Origin of the sequence: Halobacillus litoralis (assembly GCF_004101865.1) — a bacterium.
In the GTDB taxonomy this organism is placed as follows: domain Bacteria; phylum Bacillota; class Bacilli; order Bacillales; family Halobacillaceae; genus Halobacillus; species Halobacillus litoralis_A.
This window is the reverse complement of record NZ_CP026118.1, coordinates 1,605,263-1,621,061: the sequence shown is the minus strand read 5'-3', so window position 1 is coordinate 1,621,061 and position 15,799 is coordinate 1,605,263. Positions and strand designations below refer to the sequence as shown.

Below are 15,799 nucleotides of genomic sequence, written 5' to 3'. Positions count from 1 at the left end.
ATGAGATTTAAACGAATAACCGCGATGTTCTTGGCGTTTCTTCTTGTCTTAGGGACAGTGCCCGTTTCAGCAGAGGAAGATGGAACCTCGTCTGATGAAAAGAATGAAGAGGAGAAAGGTTCCTACTCGGAGAAGCATGAAGTGGTTTATGCCACACTGGATCCTGCCGGGGAGCAGCAAGAGATGTATGTCGTCAATAATTTCAATATTGAAGATCAGGGGACGATCATCGATCATGGGCCATATACCAATGTCCAAAATCTGACGGACCTGACAGCGGTTGAACAAAAAGATGAAAGAATCGAAATAACTGCAAAGGAAGAGGAGTTCTATTATCAGGGTACTTTGGAAGGCAAGCCACTTCCTTGGGATATCAATGTTTCTTACCAATTGGATGGGGAAACGATGCATCCTGAAGAACTGGTTGGAAAAGACGGGCATCTTCAAATTAAAATCGATACAGCGAAAAATGAAAATGCTGAGGAAATCTTTTTCAATAATTATTTAATGCAGATTACCCTTCAGCTGGATTCGGCGGTTTATGAAAATATAGATGCACCAGAGGGAACTGTAGCCAATGCCGGTAAGAACAGACAAGTGACCTTTAGTGTTATGCCTGAAAAAGAAGGCAGTTTCACACTTTCTGCAGATGTGACTGATTTAGAAATGGCAGGCATTGAGTTTGCTGCCATTCCTTCCTCTATGTCCATTGACGCCCCTGAAGCCGGGGGCATGAAGAACGATATGAATTCCTTATCTGATGCCACAGCTGAAATCAACCGTGGTGTTGGGGAGCTACAGAATGGCATCGCTGAATTGAATGACGGGGCCGCGAGTCTCTATGAGGGTTCAGAACAATATAAAAGCGGCATTCAAGGACTAAGCAAACAGTCTTCGGAACTTGTAGAAAGCTCTGCTTCCATCAAAAAATCACTTCAACAAATGAGTGGTTCTGTGGAATCTGGGTCTGGTGAAATGAATCTCAGCGATTTTGCAAAGATGGAAGATGGGCTCCGTCAAATTGCTGGGGGTCTTGAGGAAACGGGAGAAAGCCTCACGAATTTAAAAAATCAGTACAGCAAAGCTCATCAGGCTTTGAGTAAGTCGATCGATGCAATCCCTGATTATAAAATTTCAGAGGAAGACTTCAAGGCTTTGCATGAGAGCGGGGCAGATAAAGAAGTCGTGGATAAGCTTGCGCAAACTTATAAAACTTCCCGTACAGCAAAAGAAACGTATGCGAACACCCAAGAATCATTCAATGCCATAGGACCTGCCTTAGATAAAAGTGCTGGCTCACTGAATGAAATGAGTGGTCGTCTTCATGCAATGGCAGATCAAGTAGGGAATAGCCTTGATAACATGGACCTGGGTGAATCGATGGAGCAATTGCAGCAAGGATTACAGGCGTTGTCTTCCAGCTATAATGATTTCCACGAAGGGCTGACCGGTTATACCAGTGGTGTAGATGAGGTGGCTGATTCCTATCGAGGTCTTCATAGCGGGATTGCAGGGTTGACTGATGGGACGACTGAATTGAAAAATGGTGCGGCTGATCTTCATAATGGAACTTCAGAGCTGGCTTCCTCTACAAGCGATTTGCCAGGTCAAATGGAAACCGAAATCGATCAGATAGTAGAGGAATATGATAAGTCTGATTTTGAACCTGTTTCATTTGTCTCCTCAAAAAATGAAAAGGTAGGATCTGTGCAGTTTGTCATTAAAACAGAAAGCCTAAAAAAAGATGAACAAGAACAAGAAGAACAAGAGGAAGAAGAGGAAAAAAACTTTTGGGATCGTTTTTTGGATTTGTTCAGGTAAGATGAAAATTATCTCTCAATATTAAGAGAGATGATTTTTTATGTGTTTTCTTCCAAGCTATGTTGATGAAAAATCATACTGAGGGGAGAGCCAGGTGTGCATTCAATAGAGAGATGGAGTATATTTCCTGTGGTGTTTTGTAGGAAAAAGAAGAAAAGTGGAGTATAATAGATTTATAGAAAACTTCTTATCACCTCTTATCTTGAATACATATGTCAACTTTATGTTGGCATAACAACTGAAAGAGGTGAGTGATATGAAGGTCAAATTTTTATCAATGCTTATGGTTGTTTTCCTATTTCTATTTACTTTCCTGGCTTATACCTCTCCTGCCTATGCTGAATCCTCAACTTTTGTCACAAAAGGAAACACCTCGAGTAAAGTCGTTGCTCTCACTTTTGATGATGGGGCTGACGGGACAAACATTTCAAAGATCCTCTCAACTCTTGACCAATATGATGTGCGATCAACGTTTTTCTTAACAAGTTCTGGGACTGCCCACCACCCGGATGACATCAGAAAGATTACCGATGCAGGGCATGAAATCGGTAACCACTCTTATTCTCACTCTGACTTTACCACACTTACACCTTCACAAATGAAAGCAGAATTAAACAAAACGGAATCGAAAATATTGAAAGTTACAGGAAAGTCCACTAAGCCATTATTCAGAGCCCCCTTTGGATCTGTGAACCAAAATGTGCTGCATGCTGTGGGCAGCGCTGGTTTTACACACACCATTCATTGGAATATCGATACTCTGGATTGGAAAGGTCTGGCAAAAAATGAAGTGACAGATCGTGTTCTGAGCGGTATTGTTCCAGGGTCCATTGTTTTAATGCACACCGGAGCAGGAGCGGCTGGGACTCCGTATGCCTTACCTGACATCATTCAGGAACTTGAGGCTTTAGGATATAGTTTCGTAACCGTTTCTGAACTGTTATTCAACACGCATACCGTAATAACAGGAGACACGCTTTACAGTATTTCTAAAAAATATGGAGTAAGTCTCGACCAATTAGCCAAAGCCAATGGAATTGTCAATCCAGCTTTAATACGAGTCGGTCAAGTCCTTGTCATCCCTCAAGAGAAGCAAGCGGCCACTTATACTGTGAAAGCTGGAGATACGCTTTATCGTATTGCCCTCAAGTATGGCATGGGTGTTCAACAATTGGCTTCTCTTAATGACATTTCAAACCCGAGTTTGATCCAGGTGGGACAAGTATTAAAAATAACCTCCAATTCCTCATCCTATGGTACGTATACTGTCAAATCAGGAGACACACTTTACAGGATAGCTTTAATCACGGAACAAATTATAAGAAGCTGGCAGAAATCAATAACATTTCTCCTCCTTACTTGATCAAGAGAGGCGATGTTTTGAATCTGCCAGAATAAGTTCAGGTTGGACCTTATTTGATATAGAGGGGCAGGATGTAAGAATCCTGTCCTTCTTTTGTTTTCTTAAACCTGTTGAAAATTTTTCAATTATTGGTATCCAATATTTTCCGCTTTAAACCAAAAAATTGAGAGCAAATGATTAAGCGGCTGAAGTGAGGTCAAAGCCATCCAAAGCTAATTATTAGAATCATAGAATAGGAGCTATTTATTTTATAACAATAGATTGGTACTGCACTTGAATATTATTTTTTGCGGGAACTGTTCCATTCACTACTTTATTCTTCCTAGTTAGGCAACCTTATCAAACAAAACTTATTTTCTTACGTATACTATTTTAAGCAATCATGAAGGAGTGAAAATAAGTATGTGCGTAAAAAATTACGACAATGACTACCATTCCGATGGTGGAAAAGGTCGTAAAGATAAATGTTGTGATAAGAAAAATGATAAGGGTATGATGAAACACTATAAGAATTGTGTGGAAGATGTGTTGGAAGCTATTCTATTTGCTCAAAAGAAAGCAACGAGGGATGATTGTACAACAGGTTGCAAGCAATCAATCGATGAGTTGCTGGGGAAAAAGAAAGTGAAGAAAAACACGATTCCTTTCATCCTATATTGTGGCTGCAAACCTTTTGAAGGTACAGGAGTCACCACTTATTCCTGTCATTCAAAAAGAGAGAAGCTGAAATGTGTCAACACACATGTTTTTAAAATCAAAGCATTGGAAAAAGAATGCGCGGTCCTTGAATTGCTGGCATTTAAATCAGATTTAAGAGGTCATAAGCATTGCCAGCCGAAACATGGAAATTCTGTATGTAAACAAATCGATGATAAGCACCTTGACGACTTAGTGGGTACAGGCATTTGTATCACAGTTGATTTATCCTGCTTCTGTGCGGTGACCTGCTTACCGGCTGTTCGTTTGTAGTATTGAATAAGGAAGGTACGCCTAGCGATAGGCATACCTTCTATACATAAAGAAATTATCCCCCGAATGCCTCTAATACATCCTCGATTTCCTTGATATTCAACTTTCGTGTCGGGGTAACGTTTTTTTGTGATGGGAGGTGAACTTCCTTACTATTCCTGTATCCTTGATTCAATATCTTTTTTATTTCCAGTAATTCAGCTAACACATCATGTGAGTTTCCTTTTGTTACTGTATTTTTGTGAAAGTAATCATTCAGCGCTGAAAACACAAGGTGCTGAAGTGTGTTGTTATTAGAATGATATTCCATTTCCTCGATGATTTGAGGAGATACGGGATGGGTATCCCCTGTTTTCACATCAATGAAATTGTCAGGAATAGTGATAACAGTTTTGCGGAAATAGTCCATGTATATTCTTGACATTTATTTCACCCTTTAGCTTTTTGTAACAGCGTAATCATCGGCAAATTCCTGTTTTTTACTGAGGACATGCATTTTGGCAAGGATCAATAAACCTTTGACATTCAGTTTTGCCATTTCCTCTGGAAAAATCAAATCAATCGGGCGCCCTCTATCACTCCACTTGACGGCTGCTTCTTTAATTTGCTTTTCAGCTATTTCTGCTGCCCCGCCCACAGCGATGTATCGAACTGCTCCTTTGATTTCATTAGAACTGCTTCTGACACGATCGAAATGTTCCAAATATTTGATGGCCATAAGCCGCAATTGAGGCGTGATATATTTACTGATATCTTTCCTTACCCCAGCAAAGGGTTCTACATACCATTCCGATTGTCCGGCCGCTAATTTTTCCTCAAGTTCTGAACGAGAGTTGAAGCTGTATAACTCATTTTTACTGACTTTTTGTATGATATTATCAAGGAATTGATTGATGCCGAATGGTTCTCCTTCAACAGAAGCGACAGGTTTATTATTTTTTATGCCGACAAAGTCCACCGAGTCTCCGCCCAAATCGCCAATGATAATTCCTTTTGCTGAGTCTTTAACTAGCGAATCATCTGTTATCATCAGCGATTCTTGATCTCGTGTGAGTGCTAAATATGCAAGAGCTCCTTCAGCACCGACAATAACATCATTGATGTGTAGTTTGACCATTACTTCTTTCGGTTCTTTGACGCCGGGCACTTTGTGAAAGATGATGGTATGATCACCAAGCAACTGTTTTTTGAAATGTTCTTTCCTTTCCTTATATTGAGTAGTAGGAAGGGAGACGGCTAACTGATCTATCGTATAATCCACATCTTCATCAGAAGGGTTGTGTAGTAAGGCATGATAAGCAGCTGATGCGAAGAGGAGGATATAAGTACGTTCCTCGTCTGATTTCTGGTTATTGAAAGAAGTTAAACTGACATTTCTTTGCTTCATTGCAGATTTTCCAATATAGAAAATTTCGCGTCTATCAACGACAGATGGACTTTTTATTTCTACAATAATATTCTCCTCGAATTCCATATCTTCTTCGTCGTAAGGTTTCTCATGAAATTCTTCATCAAACAGGGCGATTGCATTGGGAACTTGATAATCCTTGACCTCACCATCATCTGATGCTAGTACTTTATACCAGCTGTTTCCAATGTCCACTGAAAAAATATGATCTTGTTTCATTTTCTACCTCCTCGAACCCATCCTATGCAAACGGGAACTGAATCTGTGCTAGTACCTATTTATAATTATGGAGGAAGCTGCTAGGACCTTACAAGGGGTCGCTTCCTCTTGAAGACTAATAGGTCCTATCTTTTTCAAAAAACAGCCTGCGTAATCATTAAAAAAGAAGACTCCAAAATCTTTCTACTAACCCTCGATCAGACAAATCGTAGGAAACTTCCACGTTTATACTCCGTCATAAGACCAAGCTTTACTAGAATTGAATGCATAGAATACAGGGAGGTTAATATAAAAGGAGGAAAATAGTGATGAAAAAAGATAATTGTCACGAAAATTGTGTAAACCTTAATACGTCAGCTTCTGTAGAGCAATGCACGAATGAGATGACGGATACACCAACCGTTCCTATGGGGGAACGTGTCATTAAAGTTCCAGTTGAATTAGGAGCTTTTAATGTAACCTCCCATCTTGTTGCGAATATTAATTTTCCAGAACCAGTGCTGGAAATCAAAGACATTAAGAAAAGGGTTGTCATTACTCAATGTCGTCTGATGGCTCGCCCGTCAACAGGTGGAGATGATCTATTCAGCGTTGGACCGTTCCCTTTATTCATTAAAGGTTATGTTCGTAAAAACATTCAATATGCGAGTCCTTATCATAGTTCATCTGGAGAGTGTGTATCCTCAGATATCAAGTCATTGACAGCCAAAGTTCCTTTTGAATGTATGACATCCGTTACTCTTGATTCACCTGTTCAGCTGCCTGTGAACAATAGTAGAAATGAGTTCGACTTCTTTAGAGCTCAGGAGCTTGGTTCAGGGTACCCCGAGAAAGATCAGTTCCTATCAAGTGATGTATCTCAATTTCACCAAAATAGCACTCAATCTTATAACGAGCTTCCATACTGTGAACTCATTTCGAGTAATATTTTGGAGTGGGATGAAGCGACAGATCGTCAATCATTTGGCGGAGGTCCGGTAGATGAAGGGTACTTCCACCACATGGTGGAAAAAATGGCGCTAACGTTTACGGTTAAAGTTTTGCAGAATCAACAAGTAAATATTGATGCCCTGTAAGGCGATTAGACACGTTGGCCACTATCCGTACGTAGTGGGCATCGTGTTTTTTATTGTTTTGATACTTATAAAATACCAGCCTTTAAAAATCTTATGATGTCTTGCAAAAGAAGCTCATGAAAATTTTGGTTAACGTTGGCGATGAACCTATGTGCTTGTGCTTTTGTTCTGTTTTTTATCCTATTCCGTTCTCTTCATAAGGTTAATGCTGATTTTAAGTTTTGGACAAGTGTTGGGATGGGATACTAAGTGCTTATTCAATAAAGAGATTTTGTATAGGAGGATGATGACCATTGACAAATTGGGAAAGAAGGAGCCTGATACCTTGACTTCAAACTAAGAGCCCAAACATAGTCATTTAACCTACATACGATGGGTGTATATTTTGTTTAGGGGGAAGTTAAATGACAGATGAACATAACGAATCAAGCAGCTTCGAATGCGAAAGTTCTTCACATCATAAGCCATGCAAGCCAAACGTAAGCCTCGGGAAGATCGTAGCAAAGGTTCCAGTGGTATTGTCTGAACTCAACATCCAAGTAAATATCAATGAAACCATTACATTTCCTGAACCAGTTCTTGAAATTAAAGACATAAAGAAACGTGTGAACTTGACTCAATGCCGGCTATTACTTCCAACTAATAAACTATTTATCAAAGGATTTGTCCGTAAAAACATTCAATACGCCAGTCCCTCCAATGAAATTGAGGTCACTACAGAAACGACCGTAGCCTCTGACTTGCATTCCTTTACAATCGATATTCCCTTTGACTGTGTTACGGAAATTAAGGATTTCTTATCTATGCCTGTCATGCCTAAAATGAATGAGCGGGAGGAGTTCGACTTCGCAGTATCCATTCCATTACCTGAGGGTTACCCTGAGAAAGATGAATTGTTAACGAGTGATTTATCTCAATTCCACCAAAAGAGTCGTCAATTCTACAATGACCTCCCATATTGTGAGCTCCTTTCCAGCAAAATCATCGAATGGGATGAAGCATTAGACCGTATTCCGCTTCCTGGTACGGCACCTCTGAATGAGGGTTATTTTACGCAAATAGAAGAAAAAATGGTGGTCGATATATGTTTGAAAGTTCTTCAGAACCAACAGATTCGTGTTACTTCAACGACGAATGACGAAGACTGTGACTTCAGCCTATTAAATGATTGAGTTCAGCATGGATGAGGGAAGGAGGGAGGAGGGATGCCAGGAGTGCGGCACCCTTTCCAGCTGCTATGAATAGAGATGAAATCATATTTAACCAACCACATTGGAGCAGCCGACACAAACGACAGAATACGAATCGAAAACGAAAGCACAATAGTGACGATATTGAAAACCAGTATGAGCCTGAAGATGAATCTGTTCAAATAAGTGATGATTCAAAAGAAAATAAGGTATACACTCCAATAGATATTAAGGGGAAAGCCCCTCGACCATTGATTTATCCTCCGTCTAGAGTGATAGCTGATGCAGCATACGTCAACACCTGGATTGATGATGAAAATGCGGAAAAGGAAAACACTGTACCAAACAAGAATCGGTTTGATCACCTGGCAGAGAAGCGAAAAAGAATGGCCACGTTGCGTAGAGGGGACTTCTATGAAAAAGAGGGGGTGCCTTCCAAAAAAGGAAGGAGATCCTTTGCTATCGAAGCTGAACAGGAATATGTAGAATCAGAAGATAAAAGTGAATCTGGGAATCCATTATATTCTGAGTTTCTAGCCATGTTAAATGAGTCATCTTCTGAAGAAAAGTGGTTCCATGAAGGGAGTCCAGAACTGGAAACGGATGATTTCAATGAAGAAGAAAATCCTTTTTCCAGTGAGGATCACTCGATATTGAAGGATATTATTTCATCGATCGAGTGCTATCTGGATGATTCAAACAGCTTTAAGAAATACTGCTTTTCTCAAAGTGATTTAGTAAATTTAAAGACGATTGAATCTTCTTCGAATGGGTTAGAGATGGTCGAATCAAGCTGTGAAACAGCCACCTCTTTATGGAATAATATTTCTGTCATGTTAGAGGATTCCTCTTCCATGGACGAAATACTTAATGAATCCCAAATGGAAGCTGGATCGTCTGGCAATCATGGTGAGCAAATAAATTTTCTTCCTCCATTTGAAGAAGAGACCAGCAGTATAGATGAAGAAAGCACCAGTATCCAAGAAGAGTCTCCTGACGAAGAAGAAGCACCACCGATGGCAGAAAAACCAAGTGTTGTCATAGAAGCCAACCACCTTATTCAAGAAGAGTCTTTTGAAGAAGAAGAGCCATCAATAGTTGAAGAAATAAATGCTTTCATAGAAAAAAGTACCAGTATCCAAGAAGAGTCTCCTGACGAAGAAGAAGCATCACCGATAGCAGAAGACCCAGGTGTTGTCATAGAAGCTAACCCTACTATCCAAGAGGAATCTCTCAGCGAAACAGAATTTCATATATTTACAGAAGATAGGGAGTCTGTAAATGGGGAAACTATAAGTCCTATTATAGAAAGCAGTACAGCCAGCTCTGATAGTTTTCTAAGGGAAGAGGATCCTTTTCCGGATGGAGATGAAAGCTCAATGTTTGCAGGTGATTTTTTAGAGGAGCTTCTCGAAGAAGAACCGGAACAAGAGGACCTTGAGTCTAATTCACTACCTATGGGGAAGGACCAACATCAAATGGTTAAGGTTCCTGTAGTATTAGCACATCTCATAGTTGATGTAGATGTGATGGAAACATTTGAGGTATTGGGGGGTATTTCGGCAATAACCAAGGTTGATTGGACACTTCATTCCATTAAGCAAAGCGTTGTTCTACCGTCATCCACCGTATTTATCAAGGGTATACTTACAGCTGATATTGTATATGTGAAAGACGACCTAGACCAAAAGGTTCATACCATAAAATTTCCTGTACAATGGAATGAATCTGTGAAAGTGAAATGGCTGACCGAACCAGATGTTTCTTATACTTGCCAAAATGAATATACATTTGGACACGAAGGTGACACGCATTATGAACATCGTCAAAAATTCTCCAATCCGGTGGAGGATCAACTTCATAGTATTCATATAATCAGCCATCCTAAAGTCATTGCCCAGAAAGAAGTTTCGATTCAAGGAAATGTGCAGATATGTATAGATCTATTACAGCAAAAATACGTTTATTCACATTTTAGCTGAGGAACCTGTTTTTTTATGGAATAACAGTCAATTAAAATAAAAGACGTCTCTGATGGGAGACGTCTTTTATTTGTACTACACCATCCTGCTCCAGCGCGTAACTTCACGAGGGAATAAGCAAACACTTTGCTGTGGCAAAAACCCGCCACTTCAAAGGTTTAAACTTAAGCTTGTCGGGCTGGCCAAGACGCTTGTGCTTTTGTTTTAACGACCGGTGTATTTTCTGAAGCTGTTGTAAACGGATTGTGGAGTAGCATTTTTTATTTGGCTGTTCGTTTTTCTGCAGCTTGGTTTTGGTGGAGTAGGATCAGATTCTTGTTGCAATTGAGTCAATTTAATAACAAGATTAATATCCATTTTCTCCGTTACTTTGTTAAAGCGTCCCCAGTTATCAAAATCATGGACAATATCCAATTGGTTGACTGCAGATGCTAGAAGTTTGCAATGAATAGGCTCATTGTTGATTTCAAACGTCAAAGAACCAAATTCGCAACGGTCTGCACCCATGCCGTCTTTTGCAAGTTGTTTGCGTTGTAGAATATCGTCTTTGATGCTGTAGTCAATTCCAAATGGAGTATCTACTGGATTTGCAAGGTACACTCGATCGTAAGCTTGGAATGGAATATCGATACTATAATCCTTCACATATCCATTTCCATCTTCAACGTACTGAATGTTTTTGTGTACAATTCCTTCCACAAACAATTTCACATAATGGGGTTCGCCAACTACAGGTATAGCTTTACACTGCGTCAAGGATACATTTTTCTCAATGTTCTTGATCGCTCTTGCGTATGTCGGTAGATGGAAATCTGCTTCCGTCAGGGACTGGATGATCACATCTCCTAGTACAACTGTTTCTTCTTCATCCCCAGGTGAAGCAAACTGCTCTGATGCAGTGTACAAACTTTTCGATTTTGCGTGATGGCTAGCAGGTAGGGGTGGACAATTTTTATTACCATATCCACATCCTGTATTTTTCTTCATACTGTTCACTCCTTCTATATTTTTGTCAAAAGTCTACCTAGTAACTTTTAGACAAGTTCCTTTTGACTCACTATTACTATATGTAGTAGGGTATCTTTTGGAATGGACGTGTGTCGGTAGGCTCTGAATTTGTGTGTCTATTACCACTGAAAATTATAGTATCGGGATGCGGATGATAGCCTTGTTTTAGCTCAAGCCCCTTGATCACTCCACCGGCAAGCTTGAGCAAAGCTTTAAAGTGGCGGGTTTGCCCCTGGCAATTATTTTATAAATTCTAAGACAATAAAAAAGATGACCCAGGCAAAATACCCGAGTCATCTTCTAACTGATCCATGCTGCATGCCAGTCTTGAAAGTCTTTATTTAAGCTGAGGTCGTTTCATCGCTTGAAGTTCTTCCTCAAAATCTCTTAAAGATGTTTCAGGCTGAAAAGGGAAAGGTTCCTCATTGGCATCCTGTTCAGATGAAGCCTGCTTTCCTGAAGACTTGTACTTGATATGGAACTCTTCCTGAAATTCTGCAGGCATTTCCTGCCCTGGAGAGGATTGTTTCATCCCGAAGATCCATGTATCAAAATCATAAATACCACGGTCGATGATCACACACAAATCTTCAAGCGATTGTGTCAATTCATTCAAGCAATCGAGTCCATTCCTTAAAATGATTCCTCTTTCTTTCGCCTTATCAATTGAGTGTTCCAACTTGTAAACTTCTCCTTGGTAGGAAAACTTAATAAAGCAACTATTTCGGTCCCAGTTGAAAGTAAAATCCTCAATCTTCAATCGTTTGATCACTTTTTCAAGCTTTCTTTCACAAACACTTTGCTCTTTGTAAGGCATCCACTTGAATAGAACATTCTTGATCGTGTGATTCCTGAACATACCATTCACCTTCCTTTATTTATTCAGCCATAAACTTCCCTCATGTAAGGTCATTTACTATACCTCTACTAATTCTACAAAAGTTATTTTTTTCCTCTTGGTTGTTCATATTTATTTCAAACCTTGTAAAAGTGAGTCATCCAGCTCACGTACTTTGTCATAGGAATCCACCAAATTATCTGGAACCAACCCCCTGCCATAGTTCCAGGCATTCCTTTCTATGACCGCTTTAAGTTCAGCGATTTCTTCGTCTTCTCCGTACATGAGCGTCTTTAAATCATGTTTGTGTTTCTTGAAAGTCAAATAATAACCGATCTCATGACAAACAATGATTTTAACGAAATCATCTGCCGATTCATTAATCTTGATCTTACTCATGTATCCGTTCACTTGCAGGTAGTTGAAGTTGAGCGTATTTGTCGATATGTTGAAGCTCATCGGTGTAGGAAGATTATTGTTGGCTTCGTAGTTGATATTTAAATTGTGCTCTTGCATTATATTTTTTATGATTTTTTCAATATGCCATATGTATAGCATCGGGTTGATCACTTTCCTTTCAGGTTCTCTTAACTTCAGTATAATTTAAAGACGAATCATGACCAAGGTATTTTAGTTGGAAGAGGTGATTTTTTGGTTATTCTTTCAAATCAGCTATGAAATATTCTTATTCGTAGCAAAGAGAGATTGGAAGTTCAGCAGTAAAAAGCCACTATGATAATTGCTTTTATTTGGAAATGAATTCCGCTGTACGGGGATTTTATGGAGAATCTTCAGGTGTTATGTTAGTTTATGTCGTCTCCGAGCAGGTAATATTTTGAAATTATCACTATTTTCAAAATATTGTTGAAATTTCAAAGCCGACTATGTATAATTCATTCCAAGGAAGCGTTTCCACATATTTTTAAGCGCAATCTTTTAACTGTTTGTGGAAACGTTTTTACATTTAGGTTGAAATTTCAAAAGTCGTGGTTTCCGCTGCTATTGGAAGATTAGAACCTGGGTGGTCAAAAGTTAAAATGAGAGGAGGAAATTGGTAAGGTCAGCTTTTAATAAAAGAGGAGGGACATGACAAACCATGATGAAAAAGAATTCTAGTTTCATAGTTGCGATGATTCCTGCCGGTATCGCTTTGAACTGGGTGGCGAATTCGATTGTAGAGATGCTCAAGCTGCCATTGTTTCTAAATAATATCGGAACTGTCTTGAATGCGATTGTGCTGGGGCCTCTATGGGGCGGCGCAACGGCTTTAATGACCAACGTGATTTTGGCTCTCATTGTTCGCTGGACCTATATACCATTTGCTATTGTCGGTATAGTTGTTGCCTTTTTATCCTACTTCTTCTTCAAAAAAGGGTGGTTCAGTAAGGGGTGGAAAGTTATCGTTTCTGGATCTGTTACAGGAATAATAGCTTCTGCTATAGCGACAGTCATTTCCGTGTATGTTTTCGGAGGATTCTCTGGTCATACGGTGGATGTATTAACGGCTGGCTTGATCGCTTCTGGACAGCAAATTTTCAATGCTGCTTTCATCGCTAACATTCCTGGTACAGTGGCTGATAAAGTTTTAACCTTCTATATTGTTTGGATGATCCTCAAAATCTTCCCGATCCGTTTCCTACCTAACGCTAAAGACATAAGAGAGAAAATCGGAATGACCAGTAAAAAAAGTATAGATAAGAAAAAGACCGCATAAAAAAGAACATCAATACAACAAAATCTTGGGGATAGAGTTGTATGATGCTCCATTTACTTACTTTGAATATTAAAGAAAATCTGTTGAGAAATCAAAGATGACGACTTGGTTAAACATTTGGAAAAGGGTCGAATATAGCGAGACGAATATTGGATCCTTTTCCGACTATCAGAGGAGGAATTGCGATTGGATTTGCGTCAGAAAGCTTTGAACCTCCATAAGGAATACCGTGGGAAATTGAGTGTAGAAGTAAAAGTCCCTGTAGATAGTAAAGATGATTTAAGTTTGGTTTACTCACCAGGAGTCGCTGAGCCTTGTAAAGAAATTCATGATCAGCCACAAACTATATATGATTATACGAATCGAGGGAATCTCGTTGGAGTGGTGACGAACGGAACAGCCGTCTTAGGTCTTGGGGATATCGGAGCAGCGGCTTCTTACCCTGTTATGGAAGGTAAAGCGGCTTTGTTTAAACTTTTTGCTGATATAGATGCATTTCCGATTTGTATCGATAGGAAAGACCCTGATGAATTTATTAGCGCCGTTAAAGCATTGGAAGTAACATTTGGAGGGATAAATCTGGAGGATATTTCCGCTCCTCATTGTTTTTATATTGAAGAAGCATTAAAGAATGCGCTGGATATCCCTGTTTTTCATGATGATCAACACGGGACGGCTATCGTCACAGCAGCCGGTCTGATTAATGCTATGAAAGTGGTCAGGAAGAGTTTTGAAAACATAAAAGTAGTGATAAATGGAGCTGGTGCTGCCGGGGTAGCGATTGTTAAATTATTATCAAGCATGGGAATCAATAATACGATTCTTTGTGATTCCAGGGGGGCGATTTATGAGGGACGTCCATACCGAATGAACCCGATGAAGGAGCATATAGCGGCAATAACAAATCATGATCGTGTTGAAGGGGAACTAGCTGAAGTGATCAAAGACTCAGATGTCTTTATAGGGGTCTCCGTTGCTGGAGCTTTATCTCAGCAGATGATTGCTTCCATGAATACTGACCCTATTATCTTCGCTATGGCAAACCCTATACCAGAGATCATGCCCAAGGAAGCGAAAGAAGCGGGGGTAGCGGTAATCGGAACTGGAAGATCTGACTTTCCAAACCAAATCAATAATGTACTGGCTTTTCCGGGTATTTTCAAAGGGGCATTACAAGTGGCTGCAAAAGAAATTAACGAAGAGATGAAGCTAGCTGCAGTAGAAGCCATTGCAAGCTTGGTGGAAGCGGACAAGTTAAGTGGTGATTATGTGATTCCTGATCCTTTGGACACTCGTGTAGTAGAAAGGGTATCGGAAGCTGTTGCCCAAGCCGCCGTCCAAAGTGGTGCAGCCAGGAAATCAAATATTAAAGTGGAGGCTAAATGATGAAATTTTTGCGGTTTACAGTAAAAAACGAAACGAAACAAGGTGTAATAAAAGGGGATGAAATTCAAGAAATCACCGGGGACATCTTTAAAGAGTGGGACTATACCGGAGAGGTATATTCTGAGAATGAAATTGGGTGGTTAGCTCCTTTAGAACCGAATCATATCATCGGTATCGGTGCGAATTACGTTGCTGAAAGTGATGATTTACCTGAACAAGGACCCGATATGCCTGTGTTCTTCTTCAAGCCGAACAGTTCGGTCATAGGTCCTGCGGCAGATATCAAGATCCCTCAAGCCATTGAAGAGGTAAAATTTGAATCTGAGCTTGCCGTAGTCATCGGAAAAGAGGCAAACGGTATCAATGAAGAAGAAGTCTTAGATCATGTATTCGGCTATACGATCGGAAATGATGTAACTGCTCCTCAATATTTTCATGAAAACGGACACTGGACTCTTGGGAAATCGTTCGATACCTTCACCCCATTAGGCCCTGTAATAGAAACAGAGTTCAACCCGCATGGTGCTGTAATAAAAGCATTCCATAACGAAAAGGAAAAGCAGAACAGCCCTACAAATCTGATGATTGTAACGATAGAAAGAATGATCTCTTATTTGAGTCATGTCATGACACTTCAACCAGGTGATGTCATTCTTACCGGGAGCCCGGTCGGGGCAGAATTCTTAAAAGAAAAGGACCAAATTGAGTGTCGTATAGACGAGATTGGATCATTGAGGAACAGTGTCATAAAAGCTAAACAACCCACAAAAGTTTAAAGTGACTGCCCACTTCAAGTCATTTGTAGAAACGTTTCCATACTATCTC

General features: G+C 39.8%; 14 protein-coding genes. 9 read left to right on the top strand and 5 right to left on the bottom strand.

Annotation, left to right across the window (positions count from 1 at the left end; translation table 11 throughout):
• The 3 genes from HLI_RS08085 (at position 1) to HLI_RS08075 (ending at position 4,153) form a co-directional block, all read left to right on the top strand.
• Positions 1-1,821 carry a YhgE/Pip domain-containing protein gene (locus tag HLI_RS08085; protein WP_128524516.1) on the top strand — a complete coding sequence of 607 codons (1,821 nt, stop codon included), beginning with the start codon at positions 1-3 and terminating at the stop codon, positions 1,819-1,821.
• Between the two features lie 256 nt (positions 1,822-2,077).
• A complete protein-coding gene (locus HLI_RS08080; protein ID WP_241655955.1) occupies positions 2,078-3,184 on the top strand; it encodes a LysM peptidoglycan-binding domain-containing protein in 1,107 nt (368 codons plus the stop codon).
• A 402-nt stretch (positions 3,185-3,586) separates the two neighbouring features.
• On the top strand, positions 3,587-4,153 hold the full coding sequence (locus HLI_RS08075) for a CotY/CotZ family spore coat protein (RefSeq protein ID WP_128524515.1): 567 nt from the start codon (positions 3,587-3,589) through the stop codon (positions 4,151-4,153).
• Between the two features lie 55 nt (positions 4,154-4,208).
• Here HLI_RS08075 and HLI_RS08070 read toward each other — a convergent pair whose 3' ends face one another.
• Both HLI_RS08070 and HLI_RS08065 read right to left on the bottom strand, forming a co-directional pair.
• Positions 4,209-4,577 carry a hypothetical protein gene (locus tag HLI_RS08070; RefSeq protein ID WP_128524514.1) on the bottom strand — a complete coding sequence of 123 codons (369 nt, stop codon included), beginning with the start codon at positions 4,575-4,577 and terminating at the stop codon, positions 4,209-4,211.
• A 12-nt stretch (positions 4,578-4,589) separates the two neighbouring features.
• Positions 4,590-5,780, bottom strand: coding sequence for a ParM/StbA family protein (locus HLI_RS08065; protein WP_128524513.1), 1,191 nt, complete (start codon positions 5,778-5,780; stop codon positions 4,590-4,592).
• 308 nt (positions 5,781-6,088) lie between these two features.
• Here HLI_RS08065 and HLI_RS08060 point away from each other — a divergent pair, with 308 nt between their 5' ends.
• The 3 genes from HLI_RS08060 (at position 6,089) to HLI_RS08050 (ending at position 10,028) form a co-directional block, all read left to right on the top strand.
• Entirely contained in the window at positions 6,089-6,856 is a 768-nt protein-coding gene (locus tag HLI_RS08060) for a CsxC family protein (protein ID WP_128524512.1), read from the top strand.
• Between the two features lie 404 nt (positions 6,857-7,260).
• Positions 7,261-8,028, top strand: a complete 768-nt coding sequence (locus HLI_RS08055) for a CsxC family protein (RefSeq protein WP_128524511.1) — start codon at positions 7,261-7,263, stop codon at positions 8,026-8,028.
• 11 nt (positions 8,029-8,039) lie between these two features.
• On the top strand, positions 8,040-10,028 hold the full coding sequence (locus HLI_RS08050) for a hypothetical protein (RefSeq protein WP_128524510.1): 1,989 nt from the start codon (positions 8,040-8,042) through the stop codon (positions 10,026-10,028).
• Positions 10,029-10,232: 204 nt separating this feature from the next.
• On the opposite strand, the gene HLI_RS08045 is transcribed toward HLI_RS08050, so the two are convergent.
• The 3 genes from HLI_RS08045 to HLI_RS08035 all read right to left on the bottom strand — a co-directional run bounded on the left by HLI_RS08045 (position 10,233) and on the right by HLI_RS08035 (position 12,432).
• A complete protein-coding gene (locus tag HLI_RS08045; protein ID WP_206659644.1) occupies positions 10,233-11,015 on the bottom strand; it encodes a CsxC family protein in 783 nt (260 codons plus the stop codon).
• A gap of 358 nt (positions 11,016-11,373) precedes the next feature.
• Positions 11,374-11,895, bottom strand: a complete 522-nt coding sequence (locus HLI_RS08040; protein WP_128524509.1) for a hypothetical protein — start codon at positions 11,893-11,895, stop codon at positions 11,374-11,376.
• 111 nt (positions 11,896-12,006) lie between these two features.
• Positions 12,007-12,432 (bottom strand): hypothetical protein, encoded by a 426-nt coding sequence (locus tag HLI_RS08035; RefSeq protein ID WP_128524508.1) that lies wholly within the window; start codon positions 12,430-12,432, stop codon positions 12,007-12,009.
• Positions 12,433-12,970: 538 nt separating this feature from the next.
• Here HLI_RS08035 and HLI_RS08030 point away from each other — a divergent pair.
• From HLI_RS08030 to HLI_RS08020, 3 genes are all read left to right on the top strand, one after another.
• Positions 12,971-13,588 carry an ECF transporter S component gene (locus tag HLI_RS08030; RefSeq protein ID WP_128524507.1) on the top strand — a complete coding sequence of 206 codons (618 nt, stop codon included), beginning with the start codon at positions 12,971-12,973 and terminating at the stop codon, positions 13,586-13,588.
• A gap of 186 nt (positions 13,589-13,774) precedes the next feature.
• Positions 13,775-14,974, top strand: coding sequence for an NAD(P)-dependent malic enzyme (locus HLI_RS08025; protein WP_128524506.1), 1,200 nt, complete (start codon positions 13,775-13,777; stop codon positions 14,972-14,974).
• Positions 14,974-15,750, top strand: coding sequence for a fumarylacetoacetate hydrolase family protein (locus tag HLI_RS08020; RefSeq protein WP_128524505.1), 777 nt, complete (start codon positions 14,974-14,976; stop codon positions 15,748-15,750). The genes HLI_RS08025 and HLI_RS08020 overlap by 1 nt, the downstream gene beginning before the upstream one ends.
• The last annotated feature ends 49 nt before the right edge of the window (positions 15,751-15,799 follow it).

Bases quoted from the DNA above. Each gene is read 5' to 3' on its own strand.
- HLI_RS08085 (WP_128524516.1), top strand. From the start codon at position 1: ATGAGATTTAAACGAATAACCGCGATGTTCTTGGCGTTTCTTCTTGTC.
- HLI_RS08080 (WP_241655955.1), top strand. From the start codon at position 2,078: ATGAAGGTCAAATTTTTATCAATGCTTATGGTTGTTTTCCTATTTCTA.
- HLI_RS08075 (WP_128524515.1), top strand. From the start codon at position 3,587: ATGTGCGTAAAAAATTACGACAATGACTACCATTCCGATGGTGGAAAA.
- HLI_RS08070 (WP_128524514.1), bottom strand. From the start codon at position 4,577: ATGTCAAGAATATACATGGACTATTTCCGCAAAACTGTTATCACTATT.
- HLI_RS08065 (WP_128524513.1), bottom strand. From the start codon at position 5,780: ATGAAACAAGATCATATTTTTTCAGTGGACATTGGAAACAGCTGGTAT.
- HLI_RS08060 (WP_128524512.1), top strand. From the start codon at position 6,089: ATGAAAAAAGATAATTGTCACGAAAATTGTGTAAACCTTAATACGTCA.
- HLI_RS08055 (WP_128524511.1), top strand. From the start codon at position 7,261: ATGACAGATGAACATAACGAATCAAGCAGCTTCGAATGCGAAAGTTCT.
- HLI_RS08050 (WP_128524510.1), top strand. From the start codon at position 8,040: ATGAGGGAAGGAGGGAGGAGGGATGCCAGGAGTGCGGCACCCTTTCCA.
- HLI_RS08045 (WP_206659644.1), bottom strand. From the start codon at position 11,015: ATGAAGAAAAATACAGGATGTGGATATGGTAATAAAAATTGTCCACCC.
- HLI_RS08040 (WP_128524509.1), bottom strand. From the start codon at position 11,895: ATGTTCAGGAATCACACGATCAAGAATGTTCTATTCAAGTGGATGCCT.
- HLI_RS08035 (WP_128524508.1), bottom strand. From the start codon at position 12,432: ATGCTATACATATGGCATATTGAAAAAATCATAAAAAATATAATGCAA.
- HLI_RS08030 (WP_128524507.1), top strand. From the start codon at position 12,971: ATGATGAAAAAGAATTCTAGTTTCATAGTTGCGATGATTCCTGCCGGT.
- HLI_RS08020 (WP_128524505.1), top strand. From the start codon at position 14,974: ATGAAATTTTTGCGGTTTACAGTAAAAAACGAAACGAAACAAGGTGTA.